General features: G+C 68.9%; 21 protein-coding genes and 1 pseudogene. 9 read left to right on the forward strand and 13 right to left on the reverse strand.

The genetic code is table 11. The features are described 5' to 3' along the window. From OVA31_RS13765 to OVA31_RS13780, 4 genes are read right to left on the reverse strand one after another with little or no spacing between them, the layout of a single operon-like run. Positions 1-525 carry a barstar family protein gene (locus OVA31_RS13765; RefSeq protein WP_267627202.1) on the reverse strand — a complete coding sequence of 175 codons (525 nt, stop codon included), beginning with the start codon at positions 523-525 and terminating at the stop codon, positions 1-3. Next, positions 522-1,004, reverse strand: coding sequence for a ribonuclease domain-containing protein (locus tag OVA31_RS13770; RefSeq protein ID WP_267627203.1), 483 nt, complete (start codon positions 1,002-1,004; stop codon positions 522-524). Before OVA31_RS13770 ends, OVA31_RS13765 begins: the two co-directional genes overlap by 4 nt. Positions 1,005-1,024: 20 nt before the next feature. After that, entirely contained in the window at positions 1,025-1,975 is a 951-nt protein-coding gene (locus tag OVA31_RS13775; protein WP_267627204.1) for a GNAT family N-acetyltransferase, read from the reverse strand. Between the two features lie 32 nt (positions 1,976-2,007). After that, complete coding sequence (locus OVA31_RS13780) at positions 2,008-2,613, reverse strand: peptide deformylase (protein WP_267627205.1); 606 nt, start codon at positions 2,611-2,613, stop codon at positions 2,008-2,010. 275 nt (positions 2,614-2,888) lie between these two features. Here OVA31_RS13780 and OVA31_RS13785 point away from each other — a divergent pair, with 275 nt between their 5' ends. The 4 genes from OVA31_RS13785 to OVA31_RS13800 all read left to right on the forward strand — a co-directional run bounded on the left by OVA31_RS13785 (position 2,889) and on the right by OVA31_RS13800 (position 5,723). Next, entirely contained in the window at positions 2,889-3,263 is a 375-nt protein-coding gene (locus OVA31_RS13785) for a DUF3263 domain-containing protein (protein WP_267627206.1), read from the forward strand. A 69-nt stretch (positions 3,264-3,332) separates the two neighbouring features. Beyond that, positions 3,333-3,827, forward strand: coding sequence for a LytR C-terminal domain-containing protein (locus OVA31_RS13790; protein WP_267627207.1), 495 nt, complete (start codon positions 3,333-3,335; stop codon positions 3,825-3,827). A 68-nt stretch (positions 3,828-3,895) separates the two neighbouring features. Continuing rightward, positions 3,896-4,573 (forward strand): superoxide dismutase[Cu-Zn], encoded by a 678-nt coding sequence (gene sodC, locus OVA31_RS13795; RefSeq protein WP_267627208.1) that lies wholly within the window; start codon positions 3,896-3,898, stop codon positions 4,571-4,573. A 28-nt stretch (positions 4,574-4,601) separates the two neighbouring features. Further along, positions 4,602-5,723 carry a glutamate--cysteine ligase gene (locus OVA31_RS13800; RefSeq protein WP_267631527.1) on the forward strand — a complete coding sequence of 374 codons (1,122 nt, stop codon included), beginning with the start codon at positions 4,602-4,604 and terminating at the stop codon, positions 5,721-5,723. Between the two features lie 185 nt (positions 5,724-5,908). On the opposite strand, the gene mnhG is transcribed toward OVA31_RS13800, so the two are convergent. Genes mnhG through OVA31_RS13830 form a run of 6 tightly spaced genes read right to left on the reverse strand, consistent with a single transcriptional unit; the run spans position 5,909 to position 12,335 of the window. After that, entirely contained in the window at positions 5,909-6,241 is a 333-nt protein-coding gene (gene mnhG, locus OVA31_RS13805) for a monovalent cation/H(+) antiporter subunit G (protein ID WP_164307737.1), read from the reverse strand. Beyond that, complete coding sequence (locus OVA31_RS13810) at positions 6,238-6,501, reverse strand: monovalent cation/H+ antiporter complex subunit F (protein WP_267627209.1); 264 nt, start codon at positions 6,499-6,501, stop codon at positions 6,238-6,240. The genes mnhG and OVA31_RS13810 overlap by 4 nt, the downstream gene beginning before the upstream one ends. Continuing rightward, the gene (locus OVA31_RS13815; RefSeq protein ID WP_267627210.1) at positions 6,498-7,220 is read right to left on the reverse strand and encodes a Na+/H+ antiporter subunit E; all 723 of its coding nucleotides are present in this window, start codon (positions 7,218-7,220) and stop codon (positions 6,498-6,500) included. Before OVA31_RS13815 ends, OVA31_RS13810 begins: the two co-directional genes overlap by 4 nt. Next, entirely contained in the window at positions 7,217-8,827 is a 1,611-nt protein-coding gene (locus OVA31_RS13820; protein WP_267627211.1) for a Na+/H+ antiporter subunit D, read from the reverse strand. Before OVA31_RS13820 ends, OVA31_RS13815 begins: the two co-directional genes overlap by 4 nt. Next, a complete protein-coding gene (locus tag OVA31_RS13825) occupies positions 8,824-9,426 on the reverse strand; it encodes a Na(+)/H(+) antiporter subunit C (protein ID WP_267627212.1) in 603 nt (200 codons plus the stop codon). The genes OVA31_RS13820 and OVA31_RS13825 overlap by 4 nt, the downstream gene beginning before the upstream one ends. Next, positions 9,423-12,335, reverse strand: coding sequence for a Na+/H+ antiporter subunit A (locus tag OVA31_RS13830; RefSeq protein WP_267627213.1), 2,913 nt, complete (start codon positions 12,333-12,335; stop codon positions 9,423-9,425). Before OVA31_RS13830 ends, OVA31_RS13825 begins: the two co-directional genes overlap by 4 nt. A gap of 77 nt (positions 12,336-12,412) precedes the next feature. Here OVA31_RS13830 and OVA31_RS13835 point away from each other — a divergent pair, with 77 nt between their 5' ends. From OVA31_RS13835 to OVA31_RS13855, 5 genes and pseudogenes are all read left to right on the forward strand, one after another. Continuing rightward, on the forward strand, positions 12,413-12,832 hold the full coding sequence (locus OVA31_RS13835; RefSeq protein ID WP_267627214.1) for a hypothetical protein: 420 nt from the start codon (positions 12,413-12,415) through the stop codon (positions 12,830-12,832). 124 nt (positions 12,833-12,956) lie between these two features. Next, positions 12,957-13,454, forward strand: coding sequence for a hypothetical protein (locus OVA31_RS13840; RefSeq protein ID WP_267627215.1), 498 nt, complete (start codon positions 12,957-12,959; stop codon positions 13,452-13,454). Between the two features lie 128 nt (positions 13,455-13,582). Beyond that, positions 13,583-13,966 (forward strand): DMT family transporter, encoded by a 384-nt coding sequence (locus OVA31_RS13845; RefSeq protein ID WP_267627216.1) that lies wholly within the window; start codon positions 13,583-13,585, stop codon positions 13,964-13,966. Beyond that, a complete protein-coding gene (locus tag OVA31_RS13850) occupies positions 13,966-14,283 on the forward strand; it encodes a DMT family transporter (protein ID WP_267627217.1) in 318 nt (105 codons plus the stop codon). The genes OVA31_RS13845 and OVA31_RS13850 overlap by 1 nt, the downstream gene beginning before the upstream one ends. Positions 14,284-14,335: 52 nt before the next feature. Continuing rightward, a pseudogene (locus OVA31_RS13855) lies at positions 14,336-14,874 on the forward strand (DUF1990 family protein). A 5-nt stretch (positions 14,875-14,879) separates the two neighbouring features. Here OVA31_RS13855 and OVA31_RS13860 read toward each other — a convergent pair. Genes OVA31_RS13860 through OVA31_RS13870 form a run of 3 tightly spaced genes read right to left on the reverse strand, consistent with a single transcriptional unit; the run spans position 14,880 to position 19,087 of the window. Further along, complete coding sequence (locus OVA31_RS13860) at positions 14,880-17,258, reverse strand: AAA family ATPase (RefSeq protein ID WP_267627218.1); 2,379 nt, start codon at positions 17,256-17,258, stop codon at positions 14,880-14,882. Beyond that, on the reverse strand, positions 17,258-18,364 hold the full coding sequence (locus OVA31_RS13865) for a CDP-alcohol phosphatidyltransferase family protein (protein ID WP_267627219.1): 1,107 nt from the start codon (positions 18,362-18,364) through the stop codon (positions 17,258-17,260). The genes OVA31_RS13860 and OVA31_RS13865 overlap by 1 nt, the downstream gene beginning before the upstream one ends. Before the next feature lie 3 nt (positions 18,365-18,367). Further along, entirely contained in the window at positions 18,368-19,087 is a 720-nt protein-coding gene (locus tag OVA31_RS13870; RefSeq protein WP_267631528.1) for a phosphatidylserine decarboxylase, read from the reverse strand. Positions 19,088-19,143: the final 56 nt, after the last annotated feature.

Below are 19,143 nucleotides of genomic sequence, written 5' to 3' on the forward strand. Positions count from 1 at the left end.
TCAGCTCTCGATCAGGGCGACCGGCGAGCCGGCGTCGTGCCAGCGTGTCTCGACCCGTCGACGGAGGGTGGGTGGACTCAGCAGTGCGACGGCGAAGGCGGCGGCCGGGTCGGCGACGTCGCGGTAATGGTCGCGGTAGAACTCGAGAGATCCTGCGAACCAGCGCAGATCGTCGGGTTCGTGACCCAGCAGGCGCGGCGCGTTCTCGATCACGGTGAGGTAGGCCGCCGGCGGGCTCACGTCCGGCGGGCTCACGTCCGGTTGACTCTCGTCGAGGTGACGCATGCACTCGTCGAACGCGTCCCGGTTGTGCCCGAAATGATCCGGAAACGTCCAGGCCCGGGCGAATTCGTCGAACAGCGCAGCGACGGTGGTCATCCGGTCGGCGTCGACGGACCGCACGACGAGGTTGTGCGGGACCCACGACAACCGGGGCCCGGTCAGCACGCCCGCCACCGGACCGAAACGCCCGGCGGCAGAGATGAACTGTGCCAGCGGGATCGGGGTGTGCTCGGAGCTGGTCACAGGTCGGGCCCCCGGATCTTGACGAAAGTGCGGTAGTGGTCGGCCGTGTACCAGGCGCTGCCTTCGCCACCGGTGACGATCCGCTCGGCGTCGCGGCTGCGCCCGGGTTCTTTCGGGTTGACGTCCCACTCGCGATACGTGATGCGGCGTCCGCGGCCGTCGGTCGCCGGCAGGTTGCCCTCGGAATTCCGGAAGATGTCCCCGCCGCGGGTACCGGGGGCATCGGCGGCCTCGGGCCATGTGCCCGCGTCGATCAGAGCGAGGGTGTGCAGGACGTGTGCGGGTACGGCTCCCGGCGCACCGGAACTCGATTGTCCCGATGCGGCCGAGGTCACCGTCGTCGACGAGTCGGCGGTCGTCGACCTGTGGTCGTCTGCGCCGCTGAGTGCCCAGGTCAGCGCCGCAACGACGGCGATGGCCACCACGGTGGCCACCGACAGGATCGCCTGCCGCCGCTTGCTCGCGCTCGCCGCCACCACGTTTTTACCCTACGAGAACATCAGATCTCGACGTACCGGTACGTGTGATGCAGTCCGAAACCGAGGGTGCGATACCAGTTCCCGGCGATCCGGTTGTCGGCCTCGACCTGTACGTAGGTGCGCTGCGCGCCGTGCTCGGCGCCCCAGCCGACCAGACCCGAGAGCACTGCTCGGGCGAGCCCTTCGCGGCGCCGGGCCGACGAGGTCCACAGCGCGGTGAGACCGAGCCACCGGGTGCCGTCCGTCGATTCGGTGACCGTGGCGCGACCGATGGACACCGGATCGTCGTCGTCGCCGATCGATGCGAAGGTCACCGGTCCGCGCGACCCGGCCACCACCGCCGCGGCGACCTCGACGTCGACGTCGGCGCCGCGATACGCGCGCAGCCAGGGCGTCGTCGGTGCGTCGGCCAGCCGGACGGGCACCTCCGAGGTGGCCGTGGGGACGCCGGCGACGTCGCGGACCAACATCTGCACCTCACCGCTGCGCGACCGGCCGTCGATGTGTCCGGCGGGGATGAGTCGCTCGGGCAACGCGATCATCGTCGGCAGACCGCGGGCCGAGTACCAGCCGCGCATCGCGGCGATCGCGTCGGCATCGGTGTCGGCACCGAACTCCACCGGCACCGCCGAATTCGCGCGTCGGGTGAATCCGCCGCCCGCCCGCAACAGCCAGCCCGACACCATCGCCGATTCGGTGCCCGGCCAGGCCGCCGCGGCGGCCGCCTCGACGGCCCGGATCTCCGAGTTGCGGACGGTCACCCGGGACAGGAGCCGGACGGACGTGACCGCCGCCCGCGGGATGGATTCGTGTGTGCCGTCCCGGTCGATGACCAGCGGATCCCCGTCCTCGCGCAGGATTCCCGTCACGTCCGACTGCGCGGCCGCCGGATCGCCGCGCCAGTCCGCGGGGGTGGCGTCGCCGAGGCGGTAGCGCACGACGATCCGGTCGCCGACGAAGGGCTCGCTCATCGGCGCGACGGCCCGGTCACGGCATCCACGCCTCAGTCCTCGTCGTCGTGCCCGAACGGGTCCTCGACGGCCCCGGGTAGCCAGGTCAATCCCGGCACACCCCAGCCCTGACGCTTGATGGTCTTCTTCGCGGCCCGGGCGTTGCGGCCGATCAGCACGTCGACATAGAGAAAACCGTCGAGATGGCCGACCTCGTGCTGCAGCATGCGGGCGAAGAATCCGGTGCCCTCGACGACGACCTCGTCGCCGTTGCGATCGACTCCGGTGACGCGAGCCCAGTCGGCACGCCCGGTGGGGAACTGCTCACCCGGTACCGACAGACAGCCCTCGTCATCGTCGTCGGGATCGGGCATGGTCTCCGGGATCTCCGACGTCTCGAGTACCGGGTTGATCACTTCACCGCGCCGCCGCGCCTCGTGCCGTTCGCCTTCGGGGCAGTCGTAGACGAACATCCGTTTGGCGACCCCGACCTGATTGGCGGCCAGACCGACGCCGTTGGCCGCGTCCATGGTCGCGAACATGTCGTCGAGAAGCGTCACGAGCTCCGCCGCCGGACGACGCTGCGCATCGAGCTCGACGAGTTCGGTGGGGTGATGCAACACCGGCTCGCCGACGATGCAGATCGGGAGGATTGCCATGCCGGACAGATTACCGAGCGACCTCACGCGGCTCATCCGCGTGTCGCCGTGGCGACGGGAGTGGCAGTGAGCGTGCCACATCCGGTGAACGGAGTGTCGTGGCGAGTCACACCACGAACCGGCTCGCCGATCGTGGTTAGATGATCACCGAACCACATTGCTGTGATTTGTTCGGCGACCTGAATATCCGGTTCGGTGGAGTTTTGTTCGGGCCGGTGGGTCGGGGGACCATATCCCGCGATGTGATGTGCACGAGGCGATCTTGAGGGAGCGAGATGGACGGCGCAGCTGCGCGAAGCCAGAAGCAGGGCGATCAACCCACACCCACAGACCCCACCCAGACAGACGCTGCCGCCGAAGTGACCAATCCCGCCGATCCGCACGAGGTCGGTCCGGATGGTCTGTCCCGTCGTGAGCACGACATCCTCGCGTTCGAACGGCAGTGGTGGAAGTACGCGGGAGCCAAGGAAGAAGCCATCAAGGAACTCTTCGGGTTGTCGGCCACGCGCTACTACCAGGTGCTCAACGCCCTCGTCGATCGGCCGGAGTCACTGGCCGCCGATCCGATGCTGGTCAAGCGTCTGCGGCGGTTGCGGGCGTCGCGTCAGAAGGCTCGCGCGGCCCGTCGCCTCGGCTTCGAGATCACCTGATCGCATCGGCCTCGCGGCAGCGGCGACCGCGCCCGGCGCACCATCGGATGTGAAGTAAGGTTCTCGGTGATGAATCCTGATCGTGAACCGAGCCGGCTGCCGCTCCGTGCCGGTGCCATGCTGTTGCTGGCGTTGGCCATCGTCTGCATCGGACTGGGCTGGCATTCCGCTGCGACCAGCGGCGACAATCCCGAGCAGGACCTGCAGGAGGCCCAGCGCCAGGTGACGTCGGCAGCGGCACCGAGCACGGCATCGGCCTCCGCGTCGCCGTCGGCCAGCGCGTCGGCCGACACGCCGGAACTGTGCGTTTTCAACGCAGGTTCGGTGTCCGGCCTGGCAGGCGAGGTCGCCGACGATCTGAAGACCAAGGGTTTCCAGACCGCATCACCCGGCAACATCACCACATCGTCGATCACGGAGAACACGATCTTCTACGACGACGGCCAGAAGTCGGCCGCCGACGAGGTGGCCGCCGCACTCGGCGGGGACCCGAGCGTGGAGTCCCGCCCGTCGTCGTTCACGCAGTGCGCGGACGGTATCCCGGTCATCGTGGTCACCCGATGACGCCGGCTCGACCCGCGCCCCGATGACAGTCCGCCAGACCAGGGTCCGTTCAGATCACAAGGAGTGACATGACCGTCAGATCGAAACCCGGCAATTCGACCCGTCGCACGCTGGCCGTGCTGGCCGCAGCCGGCATCGTCGGCGCGGCGTTGGCCGCATGTACTCCCGACGAGCCGGCGACCGACACACCCGGCACCACCCCGTCGGTGGTGACCGGGAACCAGGCGCCTCCCGGTGAGGTCGACGACGCCGACGGCGCCGGCAATTCACCCCAGGAGGACGCAACCGCGAACCTGATCGACGACAGCGGTAAATCGATCGGCGAGGCGACGTTCGCGCCGAGCGGGTCGTCGGTCAAGGTCACGGTGCGGCTGAACGCCGAGAGCGGGATCCCGGCAGGCTTCCATGGCATGCACATCCACCAGAACGGTGTGTGCACGACCGGTGGCAGCGAGGCGTTCTCGAGCGCAGGCAGCCACCTCCAGGTCGACGGGCACACCGGTCATCCGTCCAGCGGAGACCTCGTGTCCATCAACGTCCTGAAGGACGGCACCGGCGAGACGGTCACCACCACCGACGCGGTGGACCTGGGGCAGATCGTCGGCAAGGCGATCGTCATCCACGAGAAGGCGGACAACTTCGCCAACATCCCCACCCGGTACGCACCGGCGCCGGACGAGCAGACGATGAAGACCGGCGATGCGGGTAATCGGCTGGCGTGTGGGGTCATCGAGGCCCACGAGTGATCCGATGCGGTTCTGATCCGCTGTCATGATCACCCCGATCGAGTTCGACGGCTCGCCGACCCCGTCGCTGGGGGTCGAATGGGAATTCGCCCTCACCGACAAGGTGTCCGGCGATCTGTCGAACTCGGCCGCGGATCTGTTCGCGCTGGTGTCCGAGCGGGTGCCGGACCGTCGCGGCAAGGTCCACAAGGAACTCCTGCGCAACACCGTGGAGATCGTCACCGGTGTCTGCCGTGACACGCCCGAGGCGATCGCGGATCTGTCCGCCACGCTCGACGGCGTCCGAGGCCTCACCGAGGAACTCGGTGTCGATCTGTACGGTGCGGGCACCCACCCGTTCGCCGAGTGGTCGACGCAGCTGCGCACCGAGGGACACCGGTACGCGGAGCTGATCGAGCGCACCCAGTGGTGGGGACGTCAGATGCTGATCTGGGGCGTGCACGTGCACGTCGGGATCAGTCACCGCGACAAGGTGTTACCGATCCTCGGCGCCCTGCTGAACTACTACCCGCACCTGCTGGCGCTGTCGGCGTCGTCGCCCATGTGGGCAGGGCAGGACACCGGTTACGCCAGCAACCGCGCGATGATGTTCCAGCAGTTGCCGACGGCAGGACTGCCGTTCCAGTTCGGTACCTGGGCCGAGTTCGAGGGCTTCGTCACCGATCAGATGACCACCGGCATCATCGATCACCTCAACGAGATCCGATGGGACATCAGGCCGTCGCCGCACCTCGGCACCATCGAGGTCCGGGTGTGCGACGGTATGACCAATCTCGGCGAGCTGTCGGCGCTGGTCGCGCTGATCCACTGTCTCGTCGTCGATCTCGATCGGCGACTCGAGGCGGGCGAGGACCTGCCCCAGATGGCGCCGTGGCTGGTGCAGGAGAACAAGTGGCGCGCAGCGCGATACGGGCTGGACGCCATCGTCATCCTGGATTCGGACTGCACCGAGCGCCTGGTGACCGACGATCTCGCCGACGTGCTCGCCCGGCTCGCACCGGTGGCCCACGACCTGAACTGCGTCGACGAACTCTCTCGCGTCGCCGACATCGCCGCCCGCGGTACGAGTTACCAGCGCCAGCGCGAGGTCTATCGACGCACCGGTGACCTGCGCGCCGTGGTCAACTCGGTGGTCGGCGAGTTGGAGTGACCGTGCCATGCGCCGATCGTGCGTACGTTGTCGTCGATCGTGCGCAGAACCTCGCCGAGCGGGTACAGAACCTCGCCGAGCGTGCGCAGTATTTCGCCGACTGTGCGTGCGCGTCTTTGTGAGCGCACGATCGGCGAGGAAGTGCGCACGATCGGCGGGAAAGTGGGCCCACTCGACGGGTGGGACTAATCCCGGGTGCCGGACTCCATGTCCTCGCGTGCGATGAGACCGTCGCGTGCCCGTTGCTCCTGATAGACCAGCCGGCCGATGCGGTGTGCGATCACCGGGGCGGTGATGAGGGCGAACAGGCAGGCCAGGACCAGCATCCCGACGTCGACGTTGCGGCCGAGGCGGATCATCGCGCCGATCAGGACCAGCAGCAGACCGAAGGTCTGCGGCTTCGTCGACGCGTGCATCCGGCTCAGCGTGTCCGGGAAGCGCAACATGCCGATCGAGGTGGTCAGCGCCATCGTCGCCCCGAGGAGCAACAGCACCGACGAGATGATGTCACCGATCATGTCTCGTCATCCCTCACTCGGAAACGGGCGATGGCCACCGACCCGACGAAACTCACCAGCGACAGCGCGACGATGGCCGGGACCACGGTCGAGTCGCGGCTGTACGCGGCCCACGCACCGAGCCCGCACATACACAGCGCGATGACGGTGTCGAGCGCTACGAGCCGGTCGAGCGTGGTGGGACCGCGCAGGACGCGAATGGTGGTCAGCACCGCGGCGATCATCAGCAGCGCACTCACGATCACCCAGACGTAGGTCATCGCTCACCCCCGTTCGCGCGTGCGACGCGGTGGTAGTCCTCGTCGATCCCGTGGTACGGACTCGGATGCCACTCGCTGTCGCGCTCGAATGCTCGGATGAACGCCCGCTCGACGAACTCGACCTGCTTGCGGAACGCCGCGAGGCGCTTCTCGTTGCGGACGTCGAAGACGTGGATGTAGAGCATGCGCCTGCGGTGGTCGATCTCGAGCACCATGGTGCCGGGCACCAGGTTGAGGTAGTCGACGGCCAGGGTGAGGACCAGATCGGATTTGATCGCCAGACGGACCCGCACGACCGCGCCGAGCGGCGGCTTCCCCGGCCGGATCGCTGCCCACGCCACCTGGGCGCTGGACATGAAGAAGTCGACGATCAGCCGTCCGATCAGGACCAGCAGCCCGATCGGGTGGATGCGGCCCTCGACCGGCACCCGCGGCAGCGGCAACAGGGTGACGATGGCGGTCGCCAGCACCAGACCGCCGATGATGTTGGCCCACGAGATGGTGCCCCAGAGCAACACCCAGACAAAGGTGAGCCAGGCCAGACTCCAGAGCCGGACCGCGACCTCGCGGCCATCGCTGCCGAGCCAGCGCGGGATGCGGACCCGATCACGGACCCAGACGTAGCCGCTCACCACATTCCAGAAGATGAACAGCAGAGACACTCGCCAGGCGGTGATGATGCGTGCGCGCACCGGACGCGCCGCGGACCGGTTCTTCATCGGCCGTCACCTCCGAGTACAGCCTGCATGTAGATGCCACGGTCGGCGATGTCGGCGGCCGCCCGGTCGGTGAAACCGATGATCGGGCCTGCCCACAGGGTCAGCACGAGTCCGGCGGCCACCATCACCGCGGTCGGGATGACCATGCCGATCGGCATCCGGCCGACGTCCGCCCGGTCGTCGAAGGCGATGTCGGTGCTCTCGTCGATCAGGGCCGACGGGCCCTTGTCGGCCAGGTCGCCCTCCGGCGCGTCCGCGCGGGCACGCCAGAAACCCTTGGTCCACACACGTGCCATGACATACAGCGTGAGCAGGCTCGTCACCACCGAGCCCGCGACCAGGACCCACGCCAGCACCGAGCCGTCCTGCGCACCGGCCTCGAGGAGCGCGACCTTGCCGATGAAACCGGAGAACGGCGGGATGCCACCGAGATTCAGGGCCGGGATCAGGAACAGCGCGGCCAGCACCGGGGTCGCGATGAGCCCGCCCAGCCTGCGCAGCGACGACGACCCGGCCTGACGTTCGATGAGTCCCACCACCAGGAACAGCGTGGTCTGCACGAGGATGTGGTGGGCGACGTAGTAGATGGCCGCCGACAACCCGAACCGCGACGACAACGCGATGCCGAACACCATGTAGCCGATGTGGCTGACCAGGGTGAACGACAGCAGTCGTTTGATGTCGGATTGTGCGATCGCGCCGAAGATGCCGATCAGCATGGTGAGCAGACCCGCGATCAGGAGCACGTTGTCCATCGACCCGCCCGGGAAGAGCAGGGTGTGGGCCCGGATGATCGCGTACACACCGACCTTGGTGAGCAACCCAGCGAACACCGCGGTGACCGGCGCGGGTGCGGTCGGGTAGGAGTCGGGCAGCCAGGTGGACAGCGGGAACACGGCGGCCTTGATGCCGAAGGCCACGAGTAACACGGCGTACAGCGCGTTGCGGGTGCCGTCGGGCACGTGATCGAGGCGGGCGGCCATCTCGGCGAGGTTGAGCGTTCCGGTGGTCGCGTAGGCGAAGGCGATCCCGGACAGGAAGATCAGCGACGAGACCATCGACACCATCACGTACGACGCACCGGCGCGTACGCGTTCGGGACTGGCGCCCAGCGTGAGCAGCACGAAGCTCGCCGCCAGCAGGACCTCGAACGACACATACAGGTTGAACAGGTCGCCGGAGAGGAAGGCGTTGCACACACCGGCGGTCAGGATCAGGTAGGTCGGCAGGAAGATCGACACCGGCTGCTGCGACGTCCCGTCGCGAATACCCTGGCCGACCGCGTAGACGACGACGCACAGCAGCACGATGGTCGACACCACCAGCATCAGGGCGGCGAGCTGGTCGACGACGAGCGTGATGCCGAGTGGTCCGTTCGGGAAGCCCTTGTCGCCCCAGCCGCCGATGGTGACGGCGAACGTGCCGTGCGCGTTGGTCAGGTAGAGCAGCATGCACGACGCGATGAACGCCACCGAGATCGCGCCGACCGCGATCGCGCGCTGGAACCGCGGGCTCCGGCCACCGAGCAGGGTGAGAGCGGCCGCCACGATCGGCACCAGCGTGGGCAGGGTGATGAGCACCGGGACCCACGACGTCTGCGGGATCATCGGTGGGCTCCATCGGTCGGGTCGGAGGTACTGCTCGCGGATTCGCTGTCGGCGACGTTCTCGTCGACCACGTCGGCGTCCTCGGGCATCAGGTCGGTCTCGATCATCTCCGCGTGCCGGGCCGCGAACTCCTCCGGTGTGAGCGGATTGCCCTGGTCGTCGTACAGATCGCCCGCTGCGGTGTCGGCCAGGGTGACCGGGTCGTCGCTGCGGTCGCGGTCAGGGGCGGTGTTGAGCGACCCGCTGAGGATCTTCACGTCCTCGGTGTCGTCGTCGAGGTCGTCGTCGTCGCGGTTGATCACGAAGAGGCGGTAGACCAGCGACAGCACGAAGGCGGCGACGCCCATGGTGATGACGATGGCGGTCAGGATCATCGCCTGCGCCAACGGATCGGCGTCGGCGGCACGGCTCTCCGACGACCGCCCCAGGATCGGCGGGTTTCCCATGCCGCCGGACACCACGAGGATCAGCAGATTGATCGCGTTGCCGCACAACAGGAGACCGAACAGCATGCGGATCAGGCTGCGTTCCATCAACAGGTACGCGCCGCAGGCCGCCAGCACGCCGATCACGATCAGCAGTCCGAGGTTGATGCTCACTGGGGCACCTCCCCCACGGTCGAGCGCACCGGTGCGGGGGTGTTGTCGACGGCGGTGGACTCGACGTCGAGGCGGGCGCCGAGGCTGCGCAGGACGTCGAGGACGAGACCGACCACGATGAGGTAGATGCCGAGGTCGAAGAAGAGCGCGGTCACGAGCTTCACGTGGCCGAGGACGGGCAGTGTCATCTCGAAGACCGCCGACGACAGGGCGGGCGCGCCGAGCAGCAACGAGGCCACCGCGGTGCCCGCGGAGACCGCCAGCCCGGCGCCGAGGATGCGTCCCGGCTCGATGGGCAGCGCCTCGCCGAGCTCGTATCGTCCGCCGGCGAGATAACGCAGCACGAGCGCCAGGCCCATGGTGAGCCCCCCGGCGAAGCCGCCGCCGGGTGCGTTGTGACCCGCGTAGAAGAAGTAGACCGACAGCACGACCATGGTCGGGAAGATCAGTCGCGTGGTCGCCTCGAGCACCATCGAGCGGTGGCGCGGGTCGCGGAAATCGCTGCCCAGCAGCCATCGGGTCCGGTCCGGCGGGATCGGGTCGTCGACATCCTCACCGTTGATCCCGGCCTGCAGGCGAGCGGCATCGGCGACGCGAGGGGCCGCACCGAACCGTCGGTTGCGGAACACCATCGACGCCACGCCGGTCGCCGCGACGATGAGCACGGAGATCTCGCCGAGGGTGTCCCAGGCCCGGACGTCGACCAGCAGCACGTTGACCGCGTTGGCGCCGTGGCCGAACTCGTAGGCAGCTGCGGGGATGTCGACGTGCAGCGGCTGCTCGGACCGTGCGGCCGCCGCGAACAGGCCGATGATCACCAGCGACGCGCCGAACGCGATGCCGATGAGTGCACGCAGCGGTTTGAATCCGGTGGCGTGACGGGGTTCGGGTTCGGCAGGCAGTTTGCGCAGCACCAGCACGAAGATCACCAGGGTGAGCGTCTCCACCAGGAACTGGGTGAGCGCGAGGTCGGGTGCGCCGTAGAGGGCGAAGAGCATGCCGGAGCCGTAGCCGGTGAGCCCGACTACGAGGGTGGCGGCGAGTCGATTGCGCAGCAGGACCGCGGCCACCGCGGCGACCGCGATGATGGCGCCGATCACGAACTGCACCGCGGTGTCGAACCCGGCGATCTCCAGGCGGGTCCGCGACCCCCAGCCGAGCGCCGCGATGGGCACCACGATCGCCGTCGACAGGATCACGCCCTGCGTGATGGGCAGCGAGCCGCGCTGCGTGTTGCGGGTCAGCAGGAGGGAGAGGGTGTCGGCGGTGCGCAGGGTCGCGTCGTAGATGCGGTCGGCGTTGAGGATCGGACGGTATCGGAAGAGCTGTTCGCGCAGGCGCCGGGTCAGCAGGAAGAGCAACGCGCCGCCGACGATCACGATGATCGAGAACACGACCGGTAGTCCGAAGCCGTGCCACATCGCGAGGTGCTCGAGCTCGTGGCCGTAGCTCGGGAGGGTCTCCGCGTACGGCTCGAACAGGTCACCGACCTGCGGACTGAGGATGCCGGCCACCACGCCGCCGATCGCCAGCAGGATCGGGGCAGCGAGGAACATCGGCGTCGGCGGATGCATCTTGGCGACCGCCGGGCTCGGTGTGGAGCGAACCTTGCGGCCGAATGCACCCCAGAGGAACCGGCACGTGTAGGCGAAGGTGATGACCGAACCGACCAGCAGGACGATGTCGATCGTCTCGGACTGCCACGGCACATAGGCGCCGGAGTCCCATACCGACCCGAAGGCCGTCTCCTTACCGACGAAGCCGATGGTCAGCGGCAACCCGGCCATGCTGGCCCCGGCCACCGCCGCGGTCAGCGCGAGCACCGGCAGCCGGTGGCCGAGCCGGGCCAGCTTGCGGATGTCGCGGGTACCGGTCGAGTGGTCGATGATGCCCACGACCATGAAGAGCGCGGCCTTGAACAACGCGTGCGCGACGAGCATCGTGATGCCGGCCATGGCGACGTTCGCATCGCCGATGCCGACCAGCACCGCCAGGAAACCGAGCTGGGAGACCGTTCCGAACGCGAGCACGAGTTTGAGGTCGAGTTCGCGCAGGGAGCGCCATCCGCCGAGGACCATCGTCACCATGCCCAGCACGACGACGGCAATGTGCCAACTGGGCGTCGTCGAGAAGGCCGGGGCGAGGCGCGCGATCAGATAGATGCCTGCCTTGACCATGGCCGCCGCGTGCAGATAGGCGCTGACCGGGGTCGGCGCGGCCATGGCGCCGGGAAGCCAGAAGTGGAACGGCACGATCGCGGACTTGCTCAGCGCGCCGATGAGCAACAGGACCACCGCACAGTCGATGAAGGCGCTGCTCGCGGGCGGATCTGCCAAGATGTCCGACAGTAGGTAACTGCCGGCGCGTTCGCCCAGCATGATGATGCCGACGAGCATGGCAAGGCCACCTGCGGTGGTGACCAGCAGCGCCTGGGTCGCGGCGCGACGCGCGGTGGCGCGGATGCCGTAGAACCCGACCAGCATGAACGACAACACTGTCGTCAGTTCCCAGAACACATAAAGAACCAGCATGTTGTCGCTGATCACCAGGCCGAACATGGCCGCTGCGAAGGCGATCATCTCGCCGCCGAACACGGCGACACGTGGCCGGGCATCGTCGAAGTAGTGGGCGCAATAGCAGAGCACGAGCGCGCCGACACCGAGAATGAGGACCGACAGGATCGCGCTCAGGGTGTCGAACCTGGTGACGATGTCCATGTGCAGGACCGGCACCCATGTCACCGTCTCGACGACGGGCGGCTGCCCCTGCTGCGGCCAGTTGAGGATCACCCACACCAGTGCGCCCGCCGGAGCGAGTGCGAGCACGTAGAAACCGCGGGTACCCAGCCACTTGATCACCGGCGGCGCGAGCAGCGCGCAGAGCGCGAGCGCAGCCAACACGGAGATCAAGTGGGCACACCGTCTTTCGCAGATTCGGGCGGGGTGTCACGGGCAACGCCCGCCCGCTCTACCTTACCGTTGCTGGCATGATGCGCTTCGACAGGCTGTCAATGCTGCTCGCGGTCGTGTTCGCGGCCGCGTTGCTGATGACCGGTTGCGGGTCCGACAGCGACGACGCACCCGACGGTGCGGCATTGCCGAAAGACTTTCCCACCGAGCAGGTCCCGTTGGTGGACGGCACCGTGCTGACGGCCGACGGAACTCGCGCAGACGGATGGTCGGTGACCGTGCAGGGTGGCCGTGACTCGGGAAATGTCCTGGAGAACGCCGTGACCTCGCTCACCGATGCCGGCTTCACCGAATCCCAGCGCAGCTCCGACGGCGGGCAGAAAGTGGTGATCCTGTCGGCCGAGAAGGCGGGCGCCACCTATTGGGTGCAGGTGGGCACTGCCGCGGGGGCGGCCGGTGGCGGGGCGTCGGTGTTCTATCAGATCAGTGTGGACTGACAGGTTCGCTGTCCGATTGGTCCGATCTCACAGTGAACTGACAGGCGCGAGGCAGGGTGCGGTCAGTCGGCGACCGCAGGGTGGATGTCTCTTTTACATTTCGTAGAAAGTGAGACCAACACCGATGTCCACACCACAGGGGGCGACGATCGCCTCGACCGAGCAGCCGGCCGAGCACGCAACGACACCCGGACCCGACGCCACGCCGACCGACGTGTTCGGCCAGGCCGGACCGCAGGGGGACCGCCCTGCTCCGACCACCGTGGTCACCGACAAGCTGCGCAATGCGGTCGTCGCAGGCGGTATCGGGATCGCCGTCGTGTTCGCGCTGATCGGGTTCGGTGCCGGCTACTTCGCCGGCAACTCGTCGTCGTCGAACCAGGGGCCCGGCATGAACATGCCAGGCGGCAACATGCCGGGCGGCGGCATGGGACCCGGCGGACAGGGCGGCATGAGTCAGATGCCGGGCGGACAGGGCGGCATGGGTCAGATGCCGGGCGGACAGGGCGGCATGGGTGGCCAGGGTGGCATGGGTCAGCTGCCCGGTGGTCAGACCGGCCAGGGCCAGATGCCCGGCCAGACCGGCCAGACCGCGCCCACGCAGGGGTCGACCACGTCCTGACGTGCTCCCCGCTCAGGGCGGGAGCCGCGAGGTAGCGTGAGCCGCATGGCCTCCGACCTCGTGTGCAGCGGTGCCGACCGTCGTGCACCGCTGCACACGACCCGGCTCGTCGACGACGGCGCCGGGCTGTGAGAAACCAGACCGGCGCGGGCTGGCTGTTCCTGGTCGGCGCGATCCTGCTCGAAGTGACCGCGACGTTGTCGATGAAGGGTGCGCTGGAGCATCCGGCGCTGTACGCCGTGATGGTGATCGGCTATCTGGGTTCGTTCGTGTGCCTCACGCTCGTGCTCCGGGCCCGGATGCCGCTCGGCGTCGCCTACGGCATCTGGGGTGCCTCGGGCGTCGCGCTCACCGCGATCATGTCGAAGGTCATCTTCGACGAACCGCTCACCGCCGTGATGAGTGTGGGGATCCTGCTCGTCATCGGCGGGGTCCTGTGCGTGGAGATCGGTGCACAGTCCGCGCAGCAGAAGGACGCTCCGGAGGAGCTCGAGAAACAGGCGATGCGCTGATGGCCTGGCTGTTCCTGATCCGTGCGATCATCTCCGAGGTCGCGGGCACACTCTCGCTCTGGATGGCCTCGACCGGACAGAAGATCTGGTTCGTCGCGGTCGGTGTCGGATACGTGGCGGCCTTCGCGATGCTCGTGGTCAGTCTCGACCACGGCATGCCGGTCGGTGTCGCCTACGGGATCTGGGCGGCCGCAGGCGTCGCCCTCACCGCGACCCTCAGCAGGTTCCTGTTCGACGAACCGCTCACCTGGTTGATGGGATTCGGCATCGTCCTCATCGTCGGCGGTGTCCTCCTCATCGAGGTCGGGGCACACTGACGGGCGGCCGCACGGTGGGACGCGGGTTGAATGGGGTGATGGTGCAGCAATGATGGTGCAGCAATGGCGACCCCTGGACGCGGCGACCGCACGCCGACTCCGAGACGTGCCTTTCACCTATCCCGAGGTCGGGTCCACGGCAGGTGAGTTGCCCGCCGGATACCACCATCTCTCCCAGACCGTTCAGATCGGTTCCGGCTCCGCGACTTTCATGGCGGCCCGGGATGCCGTGCTGGGCTGGCAGGTCCAGCTCCGTTCGGCAGTGGCGATCACGGGTTCGGAGCCGGCAGTGATCGGCGGGGGTGTCGCGGTGCTCTCGCTCGGCATGGGACCCGCGCGGATTCACGCGCCGGTCCGCGTCGTGGACGTCGTCGACGAGGAACAGCGGGCAGGTTCGCGTATGGGACCCTGCCCGGCCACCCCGAATCCGGTGAGGAACTCTTCGTCGTGGAGATCCAGGACGACGGCAGCGTCATGTTCACGGTCACCGCGTTCTCGCGACCTCACAGCCGACTGGCGAGGGTGGGAGGCCCGCTGGGCAGGCTGGCCCAGACCGTCATGACGAAGCGCTATCTCCGCGCACTCGGGTGATCGCGCTACTCCACACGTCGCTCGGCGTACGCGCGTAGGTTCTCCACCTGCGCCGCGTCGAGAGACGGACGGACCCGTGAGCGTGCCTCCGCGACATCCTCCGGGCCAACGGTCGCGGCGTCGATGTCGCGCCGCATCGCCGACAGTGCGGCCTCCCGCAACAACGCCGAACAATCGGCGGCCGAGTAGCCGTCGAGGTCGTCGGCCAGCTCCTCGAGATCCACGCCGTCGGCCAGCGGCACATTGCGGCCCGAGGCGCGCAGGATCTCGGCGCGAGCGGCCGCATCGGGCGGCGGCACGAAGACCAGACGTTCGAGACGGCCCGGGCGCAACAGGGCCGGATCGATCAGGTCCGGCCGGTTGGTGGCCCCGAGTACCACCACATCCTGCAGCGGTTCCACACCGTCGAGCTCGGTCAGCAGGGCGGCTACCACACGATCGCCGACCCCTGAATCGGAGGACTGACCGCGCCGCGGTGCCAGGGCGTCGATCTCGTCGAGGAAGATCAGCGAGGGCGCCGACTCGCGCGCCCGGTCGAACAGGTCACGCACCGCCTTCTCCGACGACCCGACCCACTTGTCCATCAGCTCCGCGCCCTTGACCGTGTGCACCGACAACCGGCCCGATGCCGCGAGCGCCCGCACCACGAATGTCTTGCCGCAGCCCGGTGGACCGAACAGCAGGACACCACGCGGCGGTTCCACGCCGAGCCGGGTGAAGGTGTCCGGATGCTGCAGCGGCCACAGCACGGCCTCGGTCAGCGCCTGCTTGGTCTCCACCATGTCGCCGACCTCGTCCAGGGTGAGCGACCCCAGCGCCACCTCCGGTGAATCCATCCGCGAGACCGGGCGGATCACCTCGAGTGCCCCGACCAGGTCGTCGGTGCGCAACGCGATCCGCGGCTTGTGGTCGGCGGCGGCGGTATCACCCGGCCCGCTCCCGGCGCCGGTCTGATTCGGCCCGCTCGCTGCGCTCCCGGCGCCGGTCACCCGGGCGGCGGCGCGCAGCGCGGCCTCCCGCGCCAGCGCGGCCAGATCGCCGGCGACGAAACCCGGTGTGCGCGAGGCGATCACGTCGAGGTTGAGATGCCCTTCGCTGGGGACGTCGGTGAGGATGACGCCCAGCAGCCGGGCGCGCGTGGCCATGTCGGGCAGACCGATGATCAGCTCCCGATCGCACAACGACGGATCGCGCAGCCGACTGTCGAGGCGCACGGCCTCCGCCGTCGTCGCGATCAAGGCGATCGTGCCCCCGGGATCACCCGGAGCCGTGTCGCCGCGGTCGGCGATCGCGGCACGCAACTCGTCGAGGATCAGTGTGGAGACCGGTTCGGCAGGCGCGGGTTCCCTCGGCGCGGGCAACAGCGCGTCGACGTCGGTGATCAACAGGACACCGCCGCCGTCACGAAGGTCCGCGATCGCCGACCGGACGGCCTCGAGCCGGGCGCCGGCCTCCAGGGCACCCACGGTCGGCCCGTCGATCGTCGTCACCCGGCGATCCGCGCACACCGACCGGGCCATCGTGGCCTTGCCGCCGCCCGCGGGACCGGTGACCAGGACACCCAGACGAGGTGCGGCCCCCAGCGTCCTCAGCACCTCCGGCTCGTCGAGGGTGATCGTCAGCCACTCGGTGAGTCTGGTGACCTGGCCGTCGAGGCCGACCAGCGTGGAGACCGGGCGGACCGCAGTGGTCGACGACGATCCGTGCGAGGTGACACCGGGAGTGGCCGCCCTCCCGGAGGTCCGGCGTGCCGGCGCCGACGGCTGTGACGCCGCGAATCCCAGTGCCGTCGACGGGAGCGCCGACGGCGGCTCGCCGGCATCGTCCCCTGCCCACAGCACGGCGGTGTTGGTCTGCACGCTGACCGGCCCGGGCGGATCGGTGGCCGCGACCGTCAGCAGCTCGTTGGTCCAGGTGATGCCGACCGACACCGCGAGGGCCCGGGTGGCCGCACCGGCGGTGAACTCCGGACCGAGATCCCGCGGCAGCAACGACACGGCGTCGCCGACCGAGACCACCTTGCCGAGGAGCGCGCGTCGCAGCGTCGGTTCGTCGACCGACCGCGTGGCGAGAGCCGAACCGGAGACCGTGATGCGGGTGGCGCCGTGCACCTGCACCGGTGCCACCACCACCGAAGCGTTCTCCCGGACGCCGGCGTTGGAGAACGTGATGTCGTCGAGCAGCGCGGTCCCGGTCGGCGTCCCCGGACCGGCATCCGCGACGACCGCCGCGGTCACCCGGGCCCCGGTGATCGAGACCGCATCCCATTCGCGCAGGCCCAACGCGGTGAGCACCTCGGAGTGCACACGCACGATCCCGCGGCGCGCATCGGCGGCCGACGGATTCACCCGTGCGGTCAGGGTGAGCTGGACGTTGCCCGGCATCAGTGGTTCTCCTGGCTCGATGGGTCGTCCGGGGACTCGGGCGGCGACTCGGGTGGGGGCGCTACGTCGGTGGCGGGGTCGTCGGGCGCCGGGCCGTCGGGCGCCGCGACCACACCGGTCGGACGCCGGAGCCCGAGCCTGGCCTGCGACTTGCCGCCGGTGGTCAGCCGTCGCCTGCGCCCCGGCTGCGCGCGGGCGATGGCCCGACGTTGCGCTCGACGTTCGGCGGGGTGATCCTCCCAGTGCTCGGGACGCTCCGCGACCCAGCGCCGGTTGCGCCACGCGAACGGGATGTGCAGCAGGTAACCGACGATGGCGATGATCATCAGGACGTACGGGAACGTCAGCAACAGCGCCGCGCCGATGGCGACGACGATGAGTAGACCGGCCAGCGCACGCGGCGGCACCGACGCCGCCTTGAGAGATGCCGTCGGCACCCGGCTGACGGCCAGCAGCGCCACGAACACCAGCCATCCGCCCACCACGGGTACCGAGGTCCACCACCCGGAACCGAACTGCTGCGACAACCCGATCGGCAGCAGCGCGATGATCGCGGCCGCGGGTGCCGGCACGCCGATGAAGAAGTCGCGGGTGAAGCCGGGTGCCTCGTCGTCGTCGAGCAGGGTGTTGAACCGCGCCAGACGAAGCACGATCGCGCAGCAGTAGATCAGGGTGAACGCCCAGCCGATGTCCTCGTCGGGCATCAGGTGCAGGTACACGATCAGTGCCGGTACGACGCCGAAGTTGATGGCGTCGGCGAGCGAGTCGATCTCGGCGCCCATCCTGGTGGTCGCGCCCATCATCCGCGCGACCCGGCCGTCGAGGCCGTCGAGCAGGGCCGCGGCCACCACGAGGCCCATCGCCGCATTGATGTCGCCGGTGCCGGTCACCCGGATGGCCGTCAGACCGGCACAGATCGCGAGGATGGTGAGCGCCGACGGTACGAACATGCGGCCGACGGCGGCCTGTTTGGCGAAGCGGGCGCGCTCGGACTGCGCCCGGGCCGGTGGGTGTGGCGAGGTCGCGGTGCTGCGGGCGCGTCGCGTCGCGTGGGTGGTCGGGGTGCGATGCGACGTCGAGCGCTCAGGCCTGCGGGTGTTCGGCATGGCTCAGTCCAGGGCCGCGAAGACGGTTTCGGCACCGACCGCACGTTGTCCGACGCGCACCAGCGGCACCGACCCGACGGGTAGGTAGACGTCGACGCGCGACCCGAACCGGATCAGCCCGTACGTGTCCCCGACGGCGATGCGCTCTCCGACGACGGGATCGCAGACGATGCGTCGGGCGAGCAGCCCGGCGATCTGCACGACGGCGATGTCGCGGGTGGTCTGTGGCCCGACCGGGCAGCTCAGTGTCATCGTCGTGCGCTCGTTGACGCTGCTGGCCTCCGGGAGATCTGCCGACACGAACGATCCGGGCGTGTGCGTCACCGAGGTGACGGTGCCCGTGATCGGCACCCGCTGGACGTGCACGTCGAAGATGGACAGGAACGTCGAGACCCGCGGTAGCGGGTCGTCGCCCAGACCCGCCTCGGGTGGCGGTACGGCCTCGTCCACCAGGGCGATGGTGCCGTCGGCCGGCGCCACGACCGCACCGGTGGCGATCGGTGGCACGCGGGAGGGATGGCGGAAGAATGCGGCGCAGGCGGCGGCGGTGAGCGCGGCCGGCCGGGCGATCCACGGATGGCGGCGTCCGACGATCGCAATCGCGGCGGGTCCCGCGACAAAGGGCAGTCCGGCCCGGTGAACCGGGGGAATGGTCTCGCGCGCCAGGTCGATGAGATGACCTGCTCCGCTGCGCGTTCCGTCCGGACGCGGGCGCCTGGCCACCATCAACCTCCTGTTGCGACAAAACGGGTGTGCGTTCGGCACGTGCGGGCCCGCTC

Origin of the sequence: Gordonia sp. SL306 (genome assembly GCF_026625785.1) — a bacterium.
GTDB lineage: Bacteria > Actinomycetota > Actinomycetes > Mycobacteriales > Mycobacteriaceae > Gordonia.

Excerpts from the sequence above, each read along its gene's own strand:
- OVA31_RS13860 (WP_267627218.1), bottom strand. The coding sequence starts at position 17,258 with ATGCCGGGCAACGTCCAGCTCACCCTGACCGCACGGGTGAATCCGTCG.
- OVA31_RS13840 (WP_267627215.1), top strand. The coding sequence starts at position 12,957 with ATGTCCACACCACAGGGGGCGACGATCGCCTCGACCGAGCAGCCGGCC.
- OVA31_RS13865 (WP_267627219.1), bottom strand. The coding sequence starts at position 18,364 with ATGCCGAACACCCGCAGGCCTGAGCGCTCGACGTCGCATCGCACCCCG.
- sodC (WP_267627208.1), top strand. The coding sequence starts at position 3,896 with ATGACCGTCAGATCGAAACCCGGCAATTCGACCCGTCGCACGCTGGCC.
- mnhG (WP_164307737.1), bottom strand. The coding sequence starts at position 6,241 with ATGATCGGTGACATCATCTCGTCGGTGCTGTTGCTCCTCGGGGCGACG.
- OVA31_RS13835 (WP_267627214.1), top strand. The coding sequence starts at position 12,413 with ATGATGCGCTTCGACAGGCTGTCAATGCTGCTCGCGGTCGTGTTCGCG.
- OVA31_RS13790 (WP_267627207.1), top strand. The coding sequence starts at position 3,333 with ATGAATCCTGATCGTGAACCGAGCCGGCTGCCGCTCCGTGCCGGTGCC.
- OVA31_RS13815 (WP_267627210.1), bottom strand. The coding sequence starts at position 7,220 with ATGAAGAACCGGTCCGCGGCGCGTCCGGTGCGCGCACGCATCATCACC.
- OVA31_RS13810 (WP_267627209.1), bottom strand. The coding sequence starts at position 6,501 with ATGACCTACGTCTGGGTGATCGTGAGTGCGCTGCTGATGATCGCCGCG.
- OVA31_RS13820 (WP_267627211.1), bottom strand. The coding sequence starts at position 8,827 with ATGATCCCGCAGACGTCGTGGGTCCCGGTGCTCATCACCCTGCCCACG.
- OVA31_RS13785 (WP_267627206.1), top strand. The coding sequence starts at position 2,889 with ATGGACGGCGCAGCTGCGCGAAGCCAGAAGCAGGGCGATCAACCCACA.
- OVA31_RS13850 (WP_267627217.1), top strand. The coding sequence starts at position 13,966 with ATGGCCTGGCTGTTCCTGATCCGTGCGATCATCTCCGAGGTCGCGGGC.
- OVA31_RS13780 (WP_267627205.1), bottom strand. The coding sequence starts at position 2,613 with ATGGCAATCCTCCCGATCTGCATCGTCGGCGAGCCGGTGTTGCATCAC.
- OVA31_RS13775 (WP_267627204.1), bottom strand. The coding sequence starts at position 1,975 with ATGAGCGAGCCCTTCGTCGGCGACCGGATCGTCGTGCGCTACCGCCTC.